A 20,123-nucleotide genomic window follows, 5' to 3' on the forward strand; every position below is an offset into this window, starting at 1 on the left:
AGACTGCGTAGAGTTTTGGTCTGCTGATTTGGGTCGGACTATATTCTGTGACAAGAGGTTCACCGCTACATGAATTTTTCCATTGCGTCACTGCTTGCTAACTTTCAGGACGATAAGCTCGTTGCTCCCAAAGCTCTCGAAAAAAAGCTCGAATGTGAAGACGAAGACAGTCTGCGTCAGCTACACATTGCGCTGGATGCTCTGGAACGCATTGGCATTCTGGCCAAAGAGCGGGGCAAATATCGCCGGGTTACCGAAGATGATGTCGTCGAAGGGAAACTGCGCTGCTCCAGCAAGGGTTTTTGCTTCGCCATTCAGGATGTAGAAGGTTCTGAGGATATTTATATCCGCGAAAGCCAGTTGAACACAGCCTGGAATGGCGATCGCGTTCTCGTACGGGTTACCAAAGAAGGCAGCCGTCGCCGCAGCCCTGAAGGAGAAGTGCGGCTGATTCTGGAGCGGAACAATAGTTCTGTTCTGGCCCGCGTTAAGAAGGTCGATGAGAAGAGCTATCGGGCTATGCCGTTAGACGATCGCCTCTTGTTTGAACTGGACCTCCTACCCAGCGATGATCCGCCTCTGGATGAAGCCGTGGATCAACTGGTGCATGTTGAGATCCTGCGCTATCCCCTGGGCCAAAACCTGCCCGTTGGCCGGGTCGCTCAAATCCTCGGTCTGGATGCCCAGGAAGCCTCTGACATTGACATCGTCTGCTGCAAACATGACTTGCCACGCCACTTTAGCGAAGCGGTCACGGAAGCAGCGAAGGATATGCCGACCAAGCTCCGCAAGACCGACATGAAGAAGCGGCTGGATTTGCGGGCACTTCCAGTTATCACCATCGATGGGCCAGATCACCCCCACAGCCCGGCCATCGACGATGCCCTCAGCCTGGAGCAGGTCGATGATGACATGTGGCGTCTGGGCGTACACATTGCGGATGTGTCGTATTATGTAGCGCCGCGATCGCCCATCGATGTAGAAGCCCAGAAACGTGGGACGTCCGTCTTCCTGGGCGAGGTGGTTGTGCCCATGCTGCCCGAGCAGGTGCACCGTATCTGTTCCCTGCTGCCCGGTGAAGATCGGCTGGCCCTGTCCCTGCTGATTCTGTTGAATAGCGAGGGCGAGGTACAGGAATACGAGATTCACCCGAGCATTATCCAGGTCAACCACCACCTGGACTACCAGCAGGCCCAGGCCATTCTGCAACGCAACCAGAAAGACGTCGCGGAATCTCCCTATCCCCTGCCCTCCCTGAAAGAGCTGAAGCCACTAGAGCCTGTGTTTGAGTTGATGGATCAACTCAACCTCATCAGCCAGGCTTTAGCGAAGCAGCGTCTCAAGCGAGGAGCCTTCAACCTCAGCCTCTCAGAGAGCATCTTCCCGGAAGAGCACAACCCCGAGCTCGGCAAATTCCTTTCTACCCGCTTCCAATACGACGACGAAGGGGAGTTGGGAGCCATGGTGGTGTCGTCTGTGCTGCCCGCGCGGAACATTGTCACGGAGCTGATGCTGCTGGCAAACCAGCTTGTGGCCGAGCACCTGGCCGCTCTGCAGGTGCCTGCGGTTTACCGCGTTCACCGCACCCCCGACCCCGCGGATGTGCAGGAGTTGGTGAAACTGGTGGCTAACATGGGCATCGAATACGAGCCCGAGAAGGAAGAGGAGGTTCACCCCCGTGACTACCAGCACCTCACCCAGTTCTTTGCGGAATCCCAAGCAGAGCGAGTGCTGACCTACCTCCTGCTAGAAACCCTCAAGCCTGCGGTCTACAGCACCACCTCCGGAGCCCACTTTGGGTTGGCCCTGGAAACGGCTTACACCCACTTCACCTCACCTCTACGGCGCTATCCTGATCTGCTGGTGCATCGGGTGCTGCATGCCATCTTTGAGCATGGGCGCGATCGCAAGACCACCCGCTCCAAAGATAAAGTCGAGCTATACAGCAGCACCGCCCACGGTGCCATTAGCTGGACGGTATTACCCACCGACATGCACGACGAGCTGGCAGAATACTTCAACAGCGTTGTCACGCACCTGACGGAGCAGGAGAAGCTGGCCCAGGAAGCCGAAGACGACCTGGAAGGCTTGAAGAAGGCCGAATATATGCAGGCTCGCACCGGGGAAGTGTTCCACGGCATCATCACGGGCGTACAGTCCTACGGGTTCTTCGTAGAAATTGAAGAACTGCTGGTGGAAGGCCTGGTTCACGTCAGCTCCCTCAAGGACGACTGGTACGAGTTCCGCTCTCGCCAGCAAAAGCTGGTGGGTCGCAAGAACCGCAAACAGTTCCGATTGGGCGATCGCGTCGAAGTTCAGGTTAAGAGCGTCGACTACTACCGTCAGCAAATTGACCTGCTGGCTGTAGGCGGCGGCAGCGAAGCCAGCGACGATGACGAGGATCTGAACATTACCGAGCCAGAACACCACGAAGAGTTTGAGTCAGAAGATTAATCTCCTCCAAACTCAACGCAAACTAAAGAAAGAGCGTGGCACTCCGTGTCACGCTCTTTTCTGATGGTTAAAGAACCTGCGGCTCTCACAAAAAAACCGTGACTGATTCAAGCGCAAAGCGCTGTATGTGGTGAATCAACCGGAGTTGATATAAGGTCAAGGTTGGGGCGTTGTGTCCACTTGACCTTAACTCTTAATTAGCCTGTGCCTTCCTCTTCTCATCCCATCATTCTCGGTATTACTGGCGCCTCTGGTCAGATTTATGCGGTGCGATCGCTCAAGTTCCTCTTAGAAGCTGGCTACACGGTCGATCTGGTGGCCTCCAAATCCACCTATATGGTGTGGCAGGCAGAGCACAGTCAGCGAATTCCTGTAGAACCGGAGCGGCAGGAACAATTCTGGCGACAGCAGGCGGGAGTGGAAAGTGCAGGGAAGCTGCGCTGCCACCCCTGGGGAGACGTAGGAGCGACGATCGCCAGCGGTTCGTTTCGCACCCAGGGAATGATCGTGATTCCCTGTAGTATGAGCACCGTGGGCAAGTTGGCGGCAGGGCTCAGTTCGGATTTGCTAGAGCGGGCGGCAGATGTGCAGTTGAAAGAGGGGCGATCGCTCATCCTGGTGCCCCGCGAAACGCCGTTTAGTCTCATTCACCTTCGCAACCTCACCACTCTGGCTGAAGCGGGAGCCCGCATTGTCCCGGCTATCCCCGCCTGGTATCACCACCCCCAATCCATCGAAGATCTGGTGGATTTTGTTGTGGCCCGGACTCTCGATCAGGTGGGCATTGATTGCGTTCCTCTACAGCGTTGGGAAGGACGAAATCCTGAGTCATCCGAGCCTGAATAACAAATACACCAGACCCCAGCGTGTTGTCGCCGCGAACCATAGCATAACTCTGGGGTCTGGTGTGAGATGTGGCAGCAATTCTCATTTTGAAATCCAACCCGAAAATAGCCCGCCGAAGGCGGACTATTTTCGGGTTTCAAAGCTGAGAGTTCGTGCCCTTCGAGCACGAACTCTCAGCTTTGAAACCCATACTGAGAATTGCTGGAGATGTGGCTTCACGCAATAGCAACGCCCGGAGAAGTAGTATAAGGGTGAGGTATTGCCTTCCACTTCACTGGGCTGATGTCTTCAACCTTAAAGCGAAGGTAACAGAGACGGAACACGCGAATGGTAAGAGTTGTACTGCTGTTAGCCGTTGTGGGTGTATTGGTGCTGTTTTTCTTGCAAAACAGCAGCGTTGTATTGCCCCTGACGATTTTGGGAATGAAGACCGTAGAGTTGCCTGTGGCCGTGTGGGTGCTGGGGGCGATCGCGGCTGGAGCCATCACAGCCCTTCTCACCGGCGCAGTGGTGCAGTTGGGAGGCAATCGCCGTTCCCGTCGTCGTTCTTCTGGTCGTAATAACCGTTCAGGGGCCTCTGGTACCCCCTGGACGCCACCTCCCTGGACAGGGCAAGGGGCAGAACCTCAAGACACTCCGCGCAATGGTAGCCGCCGTTCTCGATCCGAGGACGATGACTGGGGCGCCTCCTCCAGCGGTGACGATTGGGATGACTGGGCCCGAGGCGAAGACTCGCCGCGCACAACCGTACGGCCTCCCACAACACCTCCCATCCGGGATGCGGAATTTCGCCCGCTGAATGTGGAAACCGTCTATCCGGAACCCGACTACGAGCCTTCCTACAGCAATTCCTACGACAACACCTACACCAGTTCCTATTCGGACTATAGGGCCAGTGCTCCAGACTACTATGAGGAACCGGAAGAGGGAGAAGTTTGGGATGATTGGGAGGAAGAACCTGTACGACCAGTCCCACCGCCACCACCGCCACCGCCCGAAGACGTTCCACCAGCCCGCGATATTGTCGAAATCCGTCGAGATCCCCAGAGCACCGAGCGCACTGGCACCATTTACTCCTTCAGCTACCGTACTGAAGAAGAGCCGGAGGTTGTAACTCCTAAACCGCCCAATGATGGAACCACAGTTATCCAAGAACCTGTGATAGACGTTACTGAGGAGAAAACACCCGCCCCTCCCCCAGAGGAGCCTCGTATCCGTGTGATCATTCCGCCGTATCGCTCTACCCCTGAACCGCCTCCTGCCCCCCCCGCAACCGATGATTGGGATGACAATGAAGAAGACTTTGACGCGGATAGCACTTACGACGCGGATGTAACGGATTCCGATGTGACGGGTGATCGCGAAGTCTGGGATGATTGGGATGAGGACCCCGACGAACCGGATTCTCCCAATGGAGGCCCATCCCCGCGATCGCCCAACGGCAACCCACCTCTCAAGTTTTAAGGGAACACACACCATGACAGACATTTACGGGTATCCGCCCGATCTGGCTGCTCGCCTCAAGGGCACCAATATTTTTTTGGTTGGCATGATGGGCAGTGGCAAAACCACCGTAGGTCAGTTTTTGGCTAAGAACCTGAACTATCGCTTTATCGATACCGACAGTCTGGTGGAGCAGGTTGCCCAAAAACCCATCAACGAAATTTTTGCAGAATCGGGAGAGGATGCGTTTCGCCAGCTCGAAACCCAGGTGCTCTCAGAAGTTGCCAGCTATTCCCGCATGGTAGTGGCAACGGGTGGTGGCATTGTACTGGCCCGCCAGAACTGGAGCTTTTTGCACCACGGTCTAGTGGTTTGGTTGGACGTGCCGGTAGAGCATCTGTGTCGCCGTCTCCAGGCCGATACCAGTCGTCCTTTGTTAAAGGATGTTGACCTCAAAAACAAACTAGAAAAGTTGCTGGAGGAGCGGCGATCGCTCTACTCTCAGGCGGATGTACGAGTTGTATTGCAGGGAGATGAGCCCCCAGAGTGGGTAAGCGAGCGTGTTCAAACGGACATGAGCAAAGTCCTCAACCCTGAAGATTCCGCGATTAACAACTGATATAGCAATATGCAAGTGCGTTAAGTACAGCAACGGTGGTGTGGGGCACCACGTGCCCCACACCACCGTACTTAATCAACGTGCACAGCGCTATAAATCGACAGCCATTAAAAGAGAGGACGAGTGCAAAGCACTCGTCCTCTCTTTTAATGCTTTGGCTTCATGATGCTAGTGGGCTGCCGTGGTGATGGACTAGATACCAGCGATCGCCCATACGTTCGAAAATATTCGTTGCCATAGATTTCGCTTGCATGCGGCGGTTGCCAATCACCTGCATCACAGTCTCGACCAACACGACGTAAGCTAAATCCCCAGAAATCTCCGTCGTTTTAACATCGATGTCAATTTCTAAATAACGAGTGTTTTTGAAAATTTGCTCCCAGGAGGGACGAATCTCATCCCATCCTTTGAGGGCCATCCGGCCAGGATGGATGCAAAGCGTGGCCGTTCCCTTGGACCAAACCGCATCCATCGCATCCAGATCGCGCTTTTCAAAAGCCCGGTAGAACTCTGTGTTGGCCGATAACACGGCTGGCGCACTCATCGCAAAGAAGGGGCAAAGGCTACCGGAGCCAGATTGAGCATCCCAACCGAACCATCTTCAGGGCTAGCAGATGGCGATGCTCCAGGGGTACGGGTACGGTTAGGCGAAGCGGGAGACACAGGAGATGGCGAAGACGTTGATCCCGCCGGAGCCGTACGGTTGGGAGTTACTGTAGCCTCGGGTGTGGGGCTAGCAGACGGCACAGGAACCGCACTGGGAGAGGGGGCTACCTGGGGTGCGACCGGTTCACCCAGAATGCTGGCATTGTTACCGGGCAAATAGAAAACACCCGCAACACAGGCGATCATCAGCGTCGCCAGGGTACCGATGAATAGTGCTTTCCAACCCAACTCAGAGATGTCCCGACGGCGGGAAGGAATCAGGGCGCTTGTACCACCCACAAAGATACCAACAGAGGCCAAATGGGCAAAACCTGAGAGGGCGTAGCTGATAATAAGGACAGCGCGATCGCTCAAGGGATTATCAGGACGAGCCGCCGCAAGCGCTAACGATTGGTAGGGCGGAATCGCCGTTTCAAACAACCGCCGACCAATAATGACTGATGATTCCCACAGTTCATTCCACTCCAGGGAAACCCCCGTCAGAACGGTGAGGGGCAAGAACAGAGCACCTAGAATATTTTGCAGGGTGACGACTGTGAAAAAGTCGCCGACGCCATAGGGCAACGTGGCTAACCAACCAAACAATTGGTTGATCAGATAGACGATACCCAAAATCAGAATCAGAACGGCAGCAATTGACACAGCCATCTTGACCCCATCCAATGCACCAACAATGGCCGCATCCATCGGGCTCACTCGCTGAATGGGTTCGCCTGCAACGGTTTCTCGGGGAATATCATCCTCGTAATCAGCTTCCCGAGCAGCTTTGTTTGCTGGGTCTCCTGAATCTACCAACACTGAATCATCAGGAATGCCCCCTGCAGTTACAGGAATTGTCGTTTCTGGCACCAGAATTTTTGACAACAGGAAGCAAGCCGGAATTGCCATGATGGAAGCAGAAACCAGATGCCCCAGAATATTTGGGAATTCAGGTTTGAGGAAGCTAACGTAAATTGCCAACGTCGAGGATGCTGCTGTGCCAAAACAGCAGGACAGAATGGCGCACAGTTCACTGCGAGTCATGGAAGCAAGGAACGGTTTGACAGCGATCGCTGCTTCAATACCGACAAAGATATTGGCTGCACCACTGAGAGACTCAGCTCCACTTAATCGCATCGTGCTGTAGAACACTTTGGCGAAGAAGTTCGTGATGGCCTGCATAATGCCCAGGTTATAGAGCAGGGAAATGAGGCCCGAAAAGAAAATCACGGCCGGCAATGCCCGGAAGGCAAAAACATATCCCAGCTGAATACCACAAAAACCAGGAACCACCAGGCCCGATGGTGGAGTGCAGGCCGCTGCCCCTGGCGCTAGTGGCGATAGAAGCAACGGCTCCTGCCCCGGCACAGGCACGAGATTACGGCCAAAGACAAAACGCGCACCCGCATCGGCGGCATCAAACACAACATTTAACAAACCGCTGAACACTTGCAGAATGTCGCGGGTCAGGGGAAACCAAAAAACCAGGGCACCCAGAATAAGCTGCAAGAGAATTCCAGCGAGCACCACTCGCCAGGGAAAATACTTGGGGCGGCGATTTTCAGAAAATAGCCAGGCGATCGCACACAGCCCCACCATGCCCAGCAATGAAATCAGGTTGAGAAGCCCCATAGACCCTTCCTTAACGCAAGCCTCAATGACGGCATTTACCTTATTTACCTTTAGAACAGTAGCCTAAAACCTTCAGTCCGGAACATTGAATATTGTTGCTAAGCAAACCCTCTCAACTAAAGTACCCAAGATTAAGCTCACACTACGCGTGAGCTTAATCTTGGGTACTTGATTTCGACTGTTGCTAAATGGAGCGATGAAATGGGATGTGGAGTCGCACCCCATCCCATTTCATAATTTTGGGCACGGTCGCACACCGCCCACTACTCCAATTCACGGAGGGCAACTCCAGCAGAACTGTTTAGGATAAGTGAGTAACAGGTTCTAAGGTTTCCCATGGATGCATTTGCACCGGTTCCTCCGGATTGGGCAGAAGCGGCGGTCCATGCCTGGGAGTTTAGCTGTCCCACCTGTCGGGCAACGGCTGGCGAAGCGACTGAGGTATGGTTGAATCGGCGATCGCCCGTTTTTACAGAAGACTATCGTCGCAAGTGGCAGATGTTTTACTTATGTCATTGCGGTGCAGCCTGGTGGGGCTGGAGCAATGAGCAACCACCCAGTGAATTAAATAAACCTGACACGTCTGCGACATTTCAGAATGATCCGTTGGACGATCTATAAAGCCAGGTCTTCGTTCTACTTGAGAGAATTTGTTTGCGCGCATTCAGCGTGCACAAACAGACTCTCTAACATTGAGTAGTGGAAATCAATCCATATTTGAAGATGGGGGGTGCGAAGCACCCCCTATCTTCAAATATGGTCAAAAAACTCGGTTTAGGGCCAAAAGTGTTTTCGAGATTAACGCACTGTACATAATCTTCGAAAACGCCAAAATGAGCTTATCCCGAACTCAGGTTACATAGGATTCAGCGTCAGCATTTAGCAATTCGCATAGTTTTTCTGGAACGCTTGATTTTTTACGCGTGCTTCATGCACAAAAAATCAAGCGTTTCCAGAAAAACTATCCAGAGCATTGTAGAGGTGAGTATCGAAGATTGCTTGGAGCACTGAGCATTAGAAAAATGTAGATTTACAAATATCTTGCTCAAGTTAGAGACAGAGGATGACAATCAGAGATATCCTGATGCTCAATTTATAGTCACGCCTATAATAAGCATCACGGTGTGCAGTGATGCCAGGATATTGTGCAACCGTAATATTGTGGCACCGTAAGCTAGTAGCATAAAGCATTGAGCCCGGTTGCTCATGAATACCACATTCTGTTTGCTATAGCTGACTGCAAGTATTCCACGGACCTGATGTTTTATGACATCTGATTATTGGTTCGATTATTCTATTCTTCTGTGAACCCTTCTCACTTTTTCCAATTAATGAAATCCTCATCAACTCAGCGTCAAACACGAGCTCAAAGTTTATCGCTTGCGACAATTGAAGAGGCCCGTGCGGCCTTAGAAGCGTTGTCTGAAAAAAAGCGCGATCGCTTTACGGTGGGAGAAGCGATCGTCAAGTTAGAACAGCCCATTCAGGCTGCTCTGGATAAAGGCTATTCTCGCCAGGATGTAGTAGCCGTCCTGAATCGGTCTGGGGTCCCAATTTCTCTTTCTTCATTGCGCTACTACCTGGGGGGAGCAACCACTCCATCCACTCCCTCAGACGTTTCGGAGCCCGATAAACCGTCCTTACATGCATCGCGATCGCTCTCTAAAGCCGAGTCAAAGGCTTTACCACCCCTGGTGGCAGCACTTCAGGCCCCCCGTTCGCCAGCCAATCGTCAACACGTTGAGGATGTCATTGCTTACTTGATTGAATAACAGTGTCACCTTTTCCATGGCTTCTACCCTCAGTCATTTTGTCAGAGCGTTGGAGCATAACTAGAACAGCAAAGACCCACACTCAACAACCAGATTTACATCATTCTGATTCATGAGGTGCACAGGAAAAATGATTCAACCGGATTCATTTTAGATACACTGAATTATTCCCTATGGGTAACATCGGGAATCTGTTTTTACCACTGTTCACAACTACTTCAAAACATTTCCTATGACAGTTTCTAAAGCAAGAAAGCGTCCACCGGGTTCGATTCTGGTTCAACAAGCTGCCATTCAGCAGGCCGGTGATTTACTCCAAAAACTTCCCGAGAAGCCCAAGGAGAACTGGTCATTACGCGAGGCCATTGAATCCCTTGAAGGCTCCATTGTGCAGGCTCTTGACCGGGGCTACTCCCACGAGGAGGTTGCCGAATTGCTTGAAGAGAAAGGGATTTCTATCAGCGTTTCATCACTCAAGCGATATCTGGCAGCTTCGCGTAAGGACAAAGGTGGGCAGCCTCGCCGTACTCGCAAGCCTCGGGGACGTGCCGCAACGAAAGAAACGGAAACGGAGCCTACGAGTGTGGAATCGGTGGCACCTGAAGCTCCTGCTCCTTCCGAGAGTGAAGCCAGTGAAGCGGCTGAACCTGCAACAACTGGCCGTCGCAAGCGCTCCGCCAGCAATGCGCCTAAGGCCAGCTCAACGGCTACCAAAACTAAGACCCGCTCGGCTTCGACCCGCAGCAAAACCACACCGTCGAACGGGCGCCGGAAAAAGAAGGAAGATTGAATCCTCCAGTTCTTTATTCCGGATGGTAAACATCATAAAGCCCCAGATTTTTTGGGGAAAGTGCCGGTTTGGACTGCTTTCCCCAAAAAACCTGGGGCTTTATACTGCACTATGCTTTTTCGGAAAGCGCTCCTCGAAAAAGCCCTTAACCCGAACTCAGGTTACATAACGCTGCACGCGTTGATTACAGCGCTTTGCGCTTGAATCAGCCCCGATTGTTTTTGTGAGAGCCGCGCGGAGCGCGACTCTCACAAAAACAACCAGATTTTAAGCGTTTGAAAAGCGCTGTACTTCACGCACTTGCACAGTGCTATATAAATCTACGAGGCATGAATGTGTACGTCCTTTCCCCAATTGAGGCATGGTTAGAATTGCCTTAAAGGATTGTTTTTTCGTACACGAGACACATGAAAAAACAATCCTTTAAGCCAACTCTAGATTTCGATAATGAAACTGGTAGCATTGGCATGACTTTCAGCGTAAATTTTACCGCCAATATGTTCTGTGAGTTTCTGTACCAGGGCTAATCCCAACCCTGTACCCCCTTGCTTCCAGCGATCAATATCAGGAATGCGATAGAACTTCTCAAAAATACGGGGCAACTCCTGGGCAGGGATTTCAACCCCCGTATTGCGAACAGTAATTTTGAGATGTGCAGTCACAACGGGAATACGACCACCTAAGGTGTTCTTAATTTCACCCGTCGCCTTCAGGCTGAGTGGTTTGATGGACAAGTCAATGCTTTCACCCGGTGGGGTGTACTTACAGGCATTGTTGAGTAGCTCAGCCAAGATTCGCGTTAGGCAGGAGCGATCGGTCGTCCAGGTGGAGAGGTTGGGAGCCAGGGTAACCTGAAGGGTTTGCTGACGATTACGACAACGCTCCCGAAAGGGTTCCACCAATTCTTCCAGCCATTCCTGAAGGGGAATGCTTTCTGGCTCCAGGATACGGGTGCCTGAGGCAAGCCGCTGAAGGTCGAGCAGGTCGTTAATCAAATCTACTTCGCGGGCACATTCTGTCTGAAGAATTTCCATGTAGCGCGTGCGACGTTCTTCAGAGGGAATCATCCTGAGCATATGAATAGCCATTTTCATATTAGAGATAGGCGTTCGCAGCTCATGGGAAACCGTGCTCAGAAAATCATCTTTGAGTTGATTCAGTTCCTCCAAAGCCTTCACTTCTACCTGAGCCGCCTGGTAGAGACGAGCCTGACGAATGGCGATCGCACACTGACTCGCCACCTGTGACACTACCCGAATTTCTGACTCACTAAAAACTGCTTCAGAATCACGAAACAGCCGCAGTTTACCCAACACTTCTTGATCGTCCATAATAGGACATGCAAAAACGGTGCGAGGGTGCCGATTTGCCTCTACGGTAGGGCACTCACAAAACTGAATACTTTGTCTCTTCAGAAGTTGAGGGGAGATGTCTGAGAACTTTCTCGCTGACATGACCTTTGGATAGGGAGTAGAGGCGTCATGACCATAGGCATGGGAAATGGTCATCGTCCCCTGGGCCAGATCGAACAGGGCTGTGTCGCAGCTATTAACCTCTAGACCTCGCCCCAACTCCTCAACAGCTGTCTGTAAAATCTGATCTTCATCAAGGCTGTCACGCACTTTGTCTGTCATGCGCGTAATCATGGCTTCATAGCGCAGCGCCTGTTGCAGTTGGACGGTGCGCTCCTCCACCTGATGTTCCAAAATCAGATTCAGCCGTTGCTCGTGCTGATAAAGTTCAGATTGGTGGATGGCGATCGCCGCTTGAATTGCGAGTTGTCGCAGGAAGTCAATCTCAGACATCTGCCAAACCCGTGGGGCACGGCAGTGCTGGGCCACCAATAAACCCCACAGCACATCCCCCTGAAGAACAGGCACTACCAGGGTTGCTCTAACTTGCAACTGGATCAAGAGTTCCCGGTGACAATCAGCCAGGTTATCAGTCTCAGTATCAGTTGTGGCAAAGATGCGCCCCTGTTTATACGCAACACCCCGAGTTTCAGCAAAATAGGCATCTGTGATGCGTCGGCCTAAAATAGATTGCCAGCCTTCCGCCACCGACTCCACCGCTACAACTCCACTCCAGTCTGGCTGGAACTGATAAACGATGACTCGGTCTGTTTGCAAAAACTGGCGAACTTCGGCGACGGTGGTGTTGAGGATGTTGTCTAGTTGTAACGATTGCCGCATTTGCAGGGCGATCGCCCCCAGCAACCGCTCACGCTCAGCCTGTTGCCGCATTATCATTTCGGCTTGTTTGCGCTCCGTAATATCTTGCGCCACACCAACAATGCGATAAATTTCTCCAACGTCATTGCGAACTGTAAAACCCCGATCCCAAATCCACCGGATGGAACCATCAGGATGAACAATACGGTATTCAAGACCCAGGATTTCCTCCTGAATATCCATGAAGATGTTAGCAACTCGTTCTCGATCTTCAGGATGGACAGCACCCAGGAAGGAGTGAGGTTCTGCATACAAGCTCTCACAGGTGCGTCCCCAAATTAGCTCATAGGCTGGGCTGATATACAGGAGCTGAGTGCGATGGGCGGATCGCATCCAGAATACTTCCCGGATATTTTCGGCCATCTGGCGAAATCGAGTTTCGCTCTCGCTTAGGGCTGCATTGCTTTCTTGCAGGGCCTGAGTCCGTTCTTGAACCCGTTGTTCTAACGTTGCGTTGACCTGTTGAATTTCACTAAATTTCTGCTGCAGGCTAAAAGCCATCGTACGGAAATTTTGAACCAGCAGGGAAAACTCCGTAATCTGGCTTTGTACCCAATCGATGGGTTCATGTTCCACCAACTTATAAGGCAAGTTGGTCGTGACATCTGCTAATTGGGCAATGGGTTTCACAATCTGTCGGCTCACCACCATGGATACAAAGGGAGCACAGCTAGATACCAGCAGCAAGATGGCCATATTTCGCGTATGCACCCGTTCGATGTGGTGTACGTGTTGTGTAGCTCCCATCTGCACAATCAGCGTCCACGGGAGACCATGCCCCATTGACACTTCCTGAACAAACTGAGAGTTAATCCAACGCACCATGACCAGCGGTGAACCCGTATTGGGAAACCATTGGTAGGTTTGCTCCCGAATCGGATCAATATCACCACCCTTGCGCCAGTCAAAAGCCTGGTGTGGGTCCCATTTCAGCAGGGTACTGGCTGCAACCTTCTGGTTCTGATCAATGAGCGTAAAGTTAAGCGCCTGATTATCGACATTTGCTTTCAAAAGCGATGTCAGCCCCACCAGGTCAATTTCACCAACCACAGCCCCTTTCAGCGTACCGTCCTGAACAATGGGTAAACCGATCAGGACGGTACGCTGATCATGGGCACCCGGCCTCAGGCGTACCGGGGAGATATAGGGTTGGGGCGATCGCCGTGATATCTCCCAATAAGCCTGCTCGTCAAAGTCGTTCTCCCCCTGGCCCGTAGCACTTTCCACATCAAACACTCGCCGTCCCGTTACATCCAAAACGTGAATGTGACGTAAGTCTGGAAAAACCTGGTGGATAAAGTTTCCATGCTGCCGCAGAATATCACTGTCGAGGGAGGAGGTTTGAGCCAAGTTTGACAGGGCCTGCACTACTCTCAACCGGCGCTGGTACCAGGTATTAATCTCTACAGTTAGATAACGAGAGGCATCCTGAAGATCTAACCAGGCTGCCGTTTTGATATCATCCACAACCTGGCGGCTGGTCAATATAATCAACGCCAGCGTTGGCACCATCACAAAAAGCGTTAGCAAGTTGAACAACATTTGCCGTAGGGAGAGGGTACGAAGTGCTGGAGGGCGAGCAACCCACTGATGAATCGGCAAATGAGTTAACAGCAGGCTGGCAATTAGGGCATTGAAGATACCGTTAACGGGTTGCTTCAACAAAATAATGAGCGCCTGAGTTGAATCAACCTGCAAGATAACGGCGTAAAACAGCCACACCAGAGGCATCCCAATTACCAACCAGAAGGCCGCATCCAGCAACACAATATTATTTCTGTGCCGATGGTGAAACAACCAACCGACAATCAGCGCTTCCAGGGTAAAGGTTAACGTTGTATAGGGGTGATGCCAAATAATATAAGTGCAAGAGCCAGCGATAAAACCCGCGAGGGTTCCCCACCGTACGCCATACAAGCACATGACGATCCAAACGGCGATTGAGCCAAAAATAAAATCAATGTTGAAGAATAATGTCAGCCGAAAATAATTTCCTAGAAATCCTGAGCTGATTAGAAGAAGCAAACCCCAGATGGATCTTCTGTGAAACAAGTTTGATATCCAAGGATTTTTTAAGTTCATCCTACCCGTCCCCTTACGATCCTTGCTACAGCAGCCTCTTATTAGGAGAGACAGTCCAATACTTGAAGCTGCTGTATAAAAGCACTGTTACCATTTCCTAGACATAGAGTGACCAGTCTCTAAATCAATCTATTCAGTCGTTAGCGAATCGTAAGACTTGAGGGTACTTTTTATTTTTGAACCCTGTATCTACGCTTTAAGGAGATTTCCAGATAAGAACTTCCCCATTATTTGGAAAAAAGGCGCGGCGAAGCCGCGCCTTTTTTCCAAATAATGGGGATATTGTTTCTCAGAAATCTCCTAAGTTCTACTGACAGCTATTAATGAGACAGGAATGGCACCTGTCTAGCAGCAAAACCAGGCATTACTGTGATCAAATATGGAAGCTCAAAGTTTAGCTTTCGCCCATGGCGATCGCCAACGTTGTTGCAACAACAGGGCTACCGTTTGCCATTACAACCTCAGAAACACCTCCAATAAAATTCCTACATCAATTAGTAGAATGTCAGAGCTTTTCCAAAGCTTTAGAAGTTCTCAAACTTAAAAGTTTATTTTTCCATCACAAAACATATGAAAGTAAATTTTTGAATTTCAAATAGCGTTTAAAGAAAGCTTTGAGAAATGCAATTTTGCTACTTAAGAAACCCCTTTGTAAGTAGCTCAGCCCCAGTAGATTGCCAGTTTTTCCCTTTCATGAGGGAGATCAGGTGGAGCTAAAATCTCACCTCTGACGGACGTCTGTCGTCATCAGGGTTCCTTAGAGTGTGGCGGTATGACTATGCTATTCAACTATTCAGCATTGAGCAGTCGCCCACTCCATCTCCACCACACCATGAAAGGACTGACGGGAAAAACCGCATTGATTACGGGCGCAAGCTCAGGTATTGGTCAGGCGATCGCCATTCGTTTGGCTGAGGAAGGTTGCAACATTGCCATCAACTACCGCAGCAATGCGGAGGAAGCGGAGGATACGGAAGCGATCGCCATGCAGCAAGCCTGCGGCCAGGTAGAACAATGCGGCATGCAATCTTTGTTGATCAAAGGAGATGTCTCCAAAGAGCAAGACATTCTGAACATGATGAACACGGTTGTGGATAAATTTGGGAGCCTGGATATTCTCGTTAATAATGCGGGAATTCAGATTGAAAAGCCATCCCACGAAGTTCCAACAGACGACTTTGATCGGGTGATTGGCACCAATTTGCGGGGTGCATACCTGTGCGCTCGGGAAGCAATCAAATGCTGGGTTGAGCACCAACACCCTGGGGTCATTATCAATATCTCCAGTGTTCATGAAATCATTCCGCGCCCTTCCTACATCAGTTACTCCATTAGCAAAGGAGGCATGGGAAACCTGACCCGTACTCTAGCTCTAGAGTATGCAAAGCAGGGGATTCGGGTGAATGCGATCGCCCCCGGAGCCACCATCACCCCGATCAATCAAGCGTGGACCGATGATCCAGAGCAAAAGGCGATCGTCGAAAGCCATATCCCTATGGGCCGCGCCGGCAACTCCGAGGAAATGGCGGCAGCAGTCGCATTTCTTGTCTCTGATGAAGCCACTTATATCACTGGACAAACTCTGTACATTGATGGGGGACTGACGCTCTACGCTGATTTTCAAGAACCCTGGTCAGCCTGACACTCCAGCTCCAATCCACCAGTTGTGTGGCATTTCGTGCCACACAACTGGTGGATTGCAGGCTCGATAACCAATACACGGCATGGATTTTTGGCAGTTCTTTAGTGCATTAGTTCGGACAGTTTTTCTGAAACCATTGATTTTGCGTGCGCTTCGCGCACGCAAAATCAATGGTTTCAGAAAAACTGTCCAGAGTATTGTAGTGGGTGAGCATCCTACCACCAAAGTTGGACCGGGCACTGCCATCGGCAACACTTCTACAATGAGGTTGTTATCCTGTAATGATCTAAGCCCCTATGACATTACTAAGTACTGCAGTTGAGCCCGTTGCCATCGAAGAAAATCTGAAGCAGTTTTTATTGGTAATTTCTGCGGCCCTGGTAGTTGCAACCCTATCCCAAATCGTGCCCTGGCTGCAGAAGGTACCTTACACACTAATGCTGGTCTTAACAGGAATGGGATTAGCCCTGTTGGATGTGCGCTTCTTCACTCCATCACCTGAATTAATTCTGTGGATTTTTCTACCTCCCCTCTTGTTCGAAGCAGCGTGGAATCTTAACTGGGATGACTTAAAGCGCCATCTCTTGCCGATTACCCTTTTTGTTACCATCGGCGTTGCGCTTACTATCCTGGGTATTGCCCTTCCTCTAGCCCAATGGAGCGGCATCAGCCTGCCTGTTGCCCTGTTAATTGGTGCTTGTCTGGCGGCTACTGATCCCGTCTCCGTCAGTGCCCTACTCCGGGAACTCGGTGCCCCTCCACGATTAAAAGCTCTGGTGGAAGGCGAAAGTATGTTCAACGATGGTACTGCCGTGGTCGCCTTCGGGTTGATTATTGGCATCGCCTTGGGAACCGACAGCTTTGATCCTCAACGGTTAACGGTCGATGTTCTGACAGTAGTGGGAGTGGGCCTACTGGTGGGGTTGTTGTTAGGCTTTGGTATTTCCTATTTAACGCAACGGTTCGACCTACCTCTGGTGGAACAATCCCTGACGCTCGTTTCAGCTTACTCGGCTTATCTGATTGCCGAAAGTCTAGGAGGCTCTGGGGTGATTGGTACAGTTACCACCGGGTTGATCCTCGGCAATTTTGGCTCTCGCATTGGGATGAACCCCCGCACCCGCATCGCTGTCAGCGAATTCTGGGAATTTGTGGCGTTTTTCACGAACTCCATTTTATTTTTGCTAATTGGTGACCAGTTTCATCCGGTCAATAATCGCAGTGAGCTTGCCTTAATTGGTCTGGCCTTTGTAGCTGTTCTAATCACTCGGGCCATTGGCATCTTTGGCTTAACTTTCTTGAGCAATCGGCTCACCCAGTTAGACATCGACCTCAGCACGCAAACGATGCTCTGGTGGAGTGGCCTGCGCGGCGGTGTATCCCTTGCCCTCGCCCTGAGCGTTCCTGCTGATCTACCAGAACGCCAAGCTATTTTGACAGCAGTTTTTGGGGTTGTGTTTTTCACAACACTGCTGCAGGGCTCCACAGCTAAGTTTTTACTGGAAGCGTTGCACTTGGCAGAATCTAGCCCATTACGCGATCGTTATTTAGAAATCCTTTCCCGCCAAGCTGCCCTGTATCGCATTCTCAACTATTTACAGCAACCTGAATCCAAAGTTGGTGTTGAGCTGGTCATTCATCAAGCCAAGGAAGCTGAAATCAGACAACAACTCGAAACTCTACAAGTAGAAGGCAGCAAGCTTTGTCAGGAAGACCCAGAGCTCCTGGAAGTTGGGGCAAAACAGCTTCAGCAGGAGCTGTTTGCGATAGAGACCGCAACTTATACAGAATTCGTGCGATCGGGCCGCATTAACCAGGAGTTACCTGGATTACTGGACCCAATCCATCATCATTAGTACGGTACAGCGCTGTTCTAGTATTGCATGGGGGAAATCAACCTATGTTTAGTGGAGTAGGGTGTTTCACACTCCACTAAACATAACCTCAGTTCGGGATAAGCTGAAGTGCTCATTTTGGCGTGCGCAAAGCGCACGCCAAAATGAGCGTTTTCGAGTGCCGCGCAACGCGCGGCACTCGAAAACGCCCTTAACCCGAACTCAGGTTAAACATAGGCAACCTTAAGACCCTAAGCACTAGAGTGCGATTGAATGTTATGAGAAGAGCCTTTAGCACTTCTTTATTGCGCTTTAAAGCGCAATAAAAGGGTTATTTTTCGTGCGCAAGTGCACAAAAAACAAGTCTTAAAACAGCTCCTAGAACACAACCTCAAACTGTCAGAAGTCCAAAAACAATGTTTTGACAAATACGTTTTTTGAGCTTTTTGTAGCCTGTTAATTAAACGTGGCATGTTCTCAATTAGTGTAGTGAGAACACGATGAGCCACTCCAAACAATAGAGATCCAACATAAGAGGGATGTGAAATCTTTCCAAACAGGGTTGAATGAAACAGTATTTCCCTTACTATTTCTGCTTTAAAGAAGACTGCTCTCTCTTTCGATAGATTTCTATTTTCATCAAAGCTAATAGCTACATTGATTGAATCTACATTATGAAATTAAATCACGTGCCTGAATCGGCCTTACAACAAGAGCCTGCAAAGTGGATTGAGCGGTTCGCCCGCTTTGGTTATGCTGCTAAAGGAATCGTTTACATACTTGTAGGTATCCTGGCTTTTCAGGCGGCTTTTCATTGGGGAGGAAAAGTTACCAACTCTCAGGGAGCCCTGCAAACGGTAGCGACTCAGCCCTTCGGTCGTATATTACTGTTCTTAGTTGCCCTTGGGTTAATTGGGTACGTTGTCTGGCAAGTAGTTCAAACTATTTGGGACCCAGAACATAATGACAGGGGAGCAGGGGCGATCGCAAGACGCTTTTCTTACGTCATCAGTGGCTTGATTTATGCAAGCTTAACCTGGTTTGCTCTTCGAGTTTCTTTGGGCAATCCAGCGAGTAGTGGAGGAGGCTCCAGCCAACAAGCTGCAACACTTTTATCCAAACCCTTTGGACAGTGGCTACTAGGATTAATTGGTGTTGCTATTATCAGCTATGGATTTTATTGCTTTTACCGGGCTTTCACGCGGCAATTTCAGCGGCGGCTTAAGCTCGACCAAATGAGCCAGACAACGCAGAAGTGGGTTACACGCATTTCTCGCTTCGGTTTATTTGCGAAAGGAATTGTGGCCCTTGTCATTGGCTATTTTGTGATTCTGGCAGCCCGAGCAGCAGATCCCAATCAAATCCGTGACACAGAAGGGGCATTACAAGCTATTCAACAACAACCTCTGGGTGCCTATCTCATGGGCATTACAGCTCTGGGCCTAATCGCTTATGGTGTGTTTATGGAAACCCAGGCTCGATATCGCAAAATCTCACCCTGATGGAGTCTTAGTATTAGGCGCAACTGGTTAAACCCGCATGTTCGATACCAGATATGGGCCTTGTTAAAAAATCCAAAACTTTTCTTCCCTCTGGTAAAGCATCAGGAGAATAAGGTCCATACACACGTATTACAAGAGGGGATGTATCCAGGTCAGAAAGAGCTCCTTACTTATTAGTAATAACAGTTGTTTAGATTCGATACATTACTCTCATTTTTCATACTAAGCTTCTCATTTTTCCAGGAAGTTTTCGTTATATATAAGAATCTTAAATGACTTTGAAAAGGAGGCTGAATAGGGCTCGTTTCGTTTCCTAAAAGGCATTTCACACATTACCCAGAAATACCACACGCACGATTGATCTAGTTGGGACAAAAGAAGAAAACCCTGGACAGGGTACTATATATGCCCTTACGTTCTAAACAAAATAGCTATAAATTTGGAGCTCATTAATAAGAATAAATCATGCAATGAAGCAAGAACTTGAGTACTGCTTCCATTCCATGATTTGAAAGTTACTAACGTATGGCCAAGCTGATATGAGCCGTCAAACTCTAGGCTGAGAAATGTTCTTTTTTTATTCCATCTCTGGAACGAGGATTTTCATAGGGTACACGGTTAATCTCAGTA

The 20,123-nt window shown here is 50.3% G+C and carries 13 protein-coding genes; 10 read left to right on the forward strand and 3 right to left on the reverse strand.

Annotated features, from left to right (window positions below; all coding sequences use genetic code 11):
* Positions 1 to 69 precede the first annotated feature (69 nt).
* The 4 genes from H6F91_RS21040 (at position 70) to H6F91_RS21055 (ending at position 5,362) form a co-directional block, all read left to right on the forward strand.
* Positions 70 to 2,454, forward strand: a complete 2,385-nt coding sequence (locus H6F91_RS21040; RefSeq protein WP_190771325.1) for a ribonuclease R family protein — start codon at positions 70 to 72, stop codon at positions 2,452 to 2,454.
* Positions 2,455 to 2,658: 204 nt separating this feature from the next.
* Positions 2,659 to 3,300: a UbiX family flavin prenyltransferase gene (locus H6F91_RS21045; RefSeq protein WP_190771324.1), complete on the forward strand. Its 642-nt coding sequence runs from the start codon at positions 2,659 to 2,661 to the stop codon at positions 3,298 to 3,300.
* A 327-nt stretch (positions 3,301 to 3,627) separates the two neighbouring features.
* On the forward strand, positions 3,628 to 4,764 hold the full coding sequence (locus tag H6F91_RS21050; protein WP_190771323.1) for a hypothetical protein: 1,137 nt from the start codon (positions 3,628 to 3,630) through the stop codon (positions 4,762 to 4,764).
* A gap of 13 nt (positions 4,765 to 4,777) precedes the next feature.
* Positions 4,778 to 5,362 (forward strand): shikimate kinase, encoded by a 585-nt coding sequence (locus H6F91_RS21055; RefSeq protein WP_199307962.1) that lies wholly within the window; start codon positions 4,778 to 4,780, stop codon positions 5,360 to 5,362.
* Between the two features lie 160 nt (positions 5,363 to 5,522).
* Here the strand turns inward: H6F91_RS21055 and H6F91_RS21060 are convergent, their stop codons facing one another.
* Together H6F91_RS21060 and H6F91_RS21065 are read right to left on the reverse strand one after the other, a co-directional pair.
* A complete protein-coding gene (locus H6F91_RS21060) occupies positions 5,523 to 5,906 on the reverse strand; it encodes a nuclear transport factor 2 family protein (RefSeq protein ID WP_190771322.1) in 384 nt (127 codons plus the stop codon).
* Positions 5,903 to 7,639 (reverse strand): nucleoside transporter C-terminal domain-containing protein, encoded by a 1,737-nt coding sequence (locus H6F91_RS21065; RefSeq protein ID WP_190771321.1) that lies wholly within the window; start codon positions 7,637 to 7,639, stop codon positions 5,903 to 5,905. The genes H6F91_RS21060 and H6F91_RS21065 overlap by 4 nt, the downstream gene beginning before the upstream one ends.
* Positions 7,640 to 7,975: 336 nt before the next feature.
* Here H6F91_RS21065 and H6F91_RS21070 point away from each other — a divergent pair, with 336 nt between their 5' ends.
* From H6F91_RS21070 to H6F91_RS21080, 3 genes are all read left to right on the forward strand, one after another.
* Positions 7,976 to 8,260 (forward strand): hypothetical protein, encoded by a 285-nt coding sequence (locus H6F91_RS21070; protein ID WP_190771320.1) that lies wholly within the window; start codon positions 7,976 to 7,978, stop codon positions 8,258 to 8,260.
* Between the two features lie 710 nt (positions 8,261 to 8,970).
* On the forward strand, positions 8,971 to 9,411 hold the full coding sequence (locus tag H6F91_RS21075) for a hypothetical protein (protein ID WP_190771319.1): 441 nt from the start codon (positions 8,971 to 8,973) through the stop codon (positions 9,409 to 9,411).
* A 232-nt stretch (positions 9,412 to 9,643) separates the two neighbouring features.
* On the forward strand, positions 9,644 to 10,201 hold the full coding sequence (locus tag H6F91_RS21080; protein WP_190771318.1) for a hypothetical protein: 558 nt from the start codon (positions 9,644 to 9,646) through the stop codon (positions 10,199 to 10,201).
* Positions 10,202 to 10,635: 434 nt separating this feature from the next.
* Here H6F91_RS21080 and H6F91_RS21085 read toward each other — a convergent pair whose 3' ends face one another.
* Complete coding sequence (locus H6F91_RS21085) at positions 10,636 to 14,355, reverse strand: GAF domain-containing protein (RefSeq protein ID WP_190771317.1); 3,720 nt, start codon at positions 14,353 to 14,355, stop codon at positions 10,636 to 10,638.
* Positions 14,356 to 15,346: 991 nt separating this feature from the next.
* Between H6F91_RS21085 and H6F91_RS21090 the strand changes: the two genes are divergently transcribed.
* The 3 genes from H6F91_RS21090 to H6F91_RS21100 all read left to right on the forward strand — a co-directional run bounded on the left by H6F91_RS21090 (position 15,347) and on the right by H6F91_RS21100 (position 19,493).
* Positions 15,347 to 16,156, forward strand: coding sequence for a glucose 1-dehydrogenase (locus H6F91_RS21090; RefSeq protein WP_190771350.1), 810 nt, complete (start codon positions 15,347 to 15,349; stop codon positions 16,154 to 16,156).
* 296 nt (positions 16,157 to 16,452) lie between these two features.
* Positions 16,453 to 18,012, forward strand: a complete 1,560-nt coding sequence (locus H6F91_RS21095) for a sodium:proton antiporter (RefSeq protein WP_190771315.1) — start codon at positions 16,453 to 16,455, stop codon at positions 18,010 to 18,012.
* 653 nt (positions 18,013 to 18,665) lie between these two features.
* Positions 18,666 to 19,493 (forward strand): DUF1206 domain-containing protein, encoded by an 828-nt coding sequence (locus H6F91_RS21100; RefSeq protein ID WP_190771314.1) that lies wholly within the window; start codon positions 18,666 to 18,668, stop codon positions 19,491 to 19,493.
* Positions 19,494 to 20,123 lie beyond the last annotated feature (630 nt).

This window comes from Leptolyngbya sp. FACHB-8, from assembly GCF_014695575.1.
Taxonomy (GTDB): Bacteria; Cyanobacteriota; Cyanobacteriia; order Elainellales; family Elainellaceae; genus Vacuolonema.

What these genes read in the sequence shown, in the direction of transcription:
- H6F91_RS21065 (WP_190771321.1), bottom strand. Translation starts at nt 7,639, where the DNA reads ATGGGGCTTCTCAACCTGATTTCATTGCTGGGCATGGTGGGGCTGTGT.
- H6F91_RS21075 (WP_190771319.1), top strand. Translation starts at nt 8,971, where the DNA reads ATGAAATCCTCATCAACTCAGCGTCAAACACGAGCTCAAAGTTTATCG.
- H6F91_RS21090 (WP_190771350.1), top strand. Translation starts at nt 15,347, where the DNA reads ATGAAAGGACTGACGGGAAAAACCGCATTGATTACGGGCGCAAGCTCA.
- H6F91_RS21055 (WP_199307962.1), top strand. Translation starts at nt 4,778, where the DNA reads ATGACAGACATTTACGGGTATCCGCCCGATCTGGCTGCTCGCCTCAAG.
- H6F91_RS21040 (WP_190771325.1), top strand. Translation starts at nt 70, where the DNA reads ATGAATTTTTCCATTGCGTCACTGCTTGCTAACTTTCAGGACGATAAG.
- H6F91_RS21070 (WP_190771320.1), top strand. Translation starts at nt 7,976, where the DNA reads ATGGATGCATTTGCACCGGTTCCTCCGGATTGGGCAGAAGCGGCGGTC.
- H6F91_RS21060 (WP_190771322.1), bottom strand. Translation starts at nt 5,906, where the DNA reads ATGAGTGCGCCAGCCGTGTTATCGGCCAACACAGAGTTCTACCGGGCT.
- H6F91_RS21085 (WP_190771317.1), bottom strand. Translation starts at nt 14,355, where the DNA reads ATGTGCTTGTATGGCGTACGGTGGGGAACCCTCGCGGGTTTTATCGCT.
- H6F91_RS21100 (WP_190771314.1), top strand. Translation starts at nt 18,666, where the DNA reads ATGAAATTAAATCACGTGCCTGAATCGGCCTTACAACAAGAGCCTGCA.
- H6F91_RS21080 (WP_190771318.1), top strand. Translation starts at nt 9,644, where the DNA reads ATGACAGTTTCTAAAGCAAGAAAGCGTCCACCGGGTTCGATTCTGGTT.
- H6F91_RS21095 (WP_190771315.1), top strand. Translation starts at nt 16,453, where the DNA reads ATGACATTACTAAGTACTGCAGTTGAGCCCGTTGCCATCGAAGAAAAT.
- H6F91_RS21050 (WP_190771323.1), top strand. Translation starts at nt 3,628, where the DNA reads ATGGTAAGAGTTGTACTGCTGTTAGCCGTTGTGGGTGTATTGGTGCTG.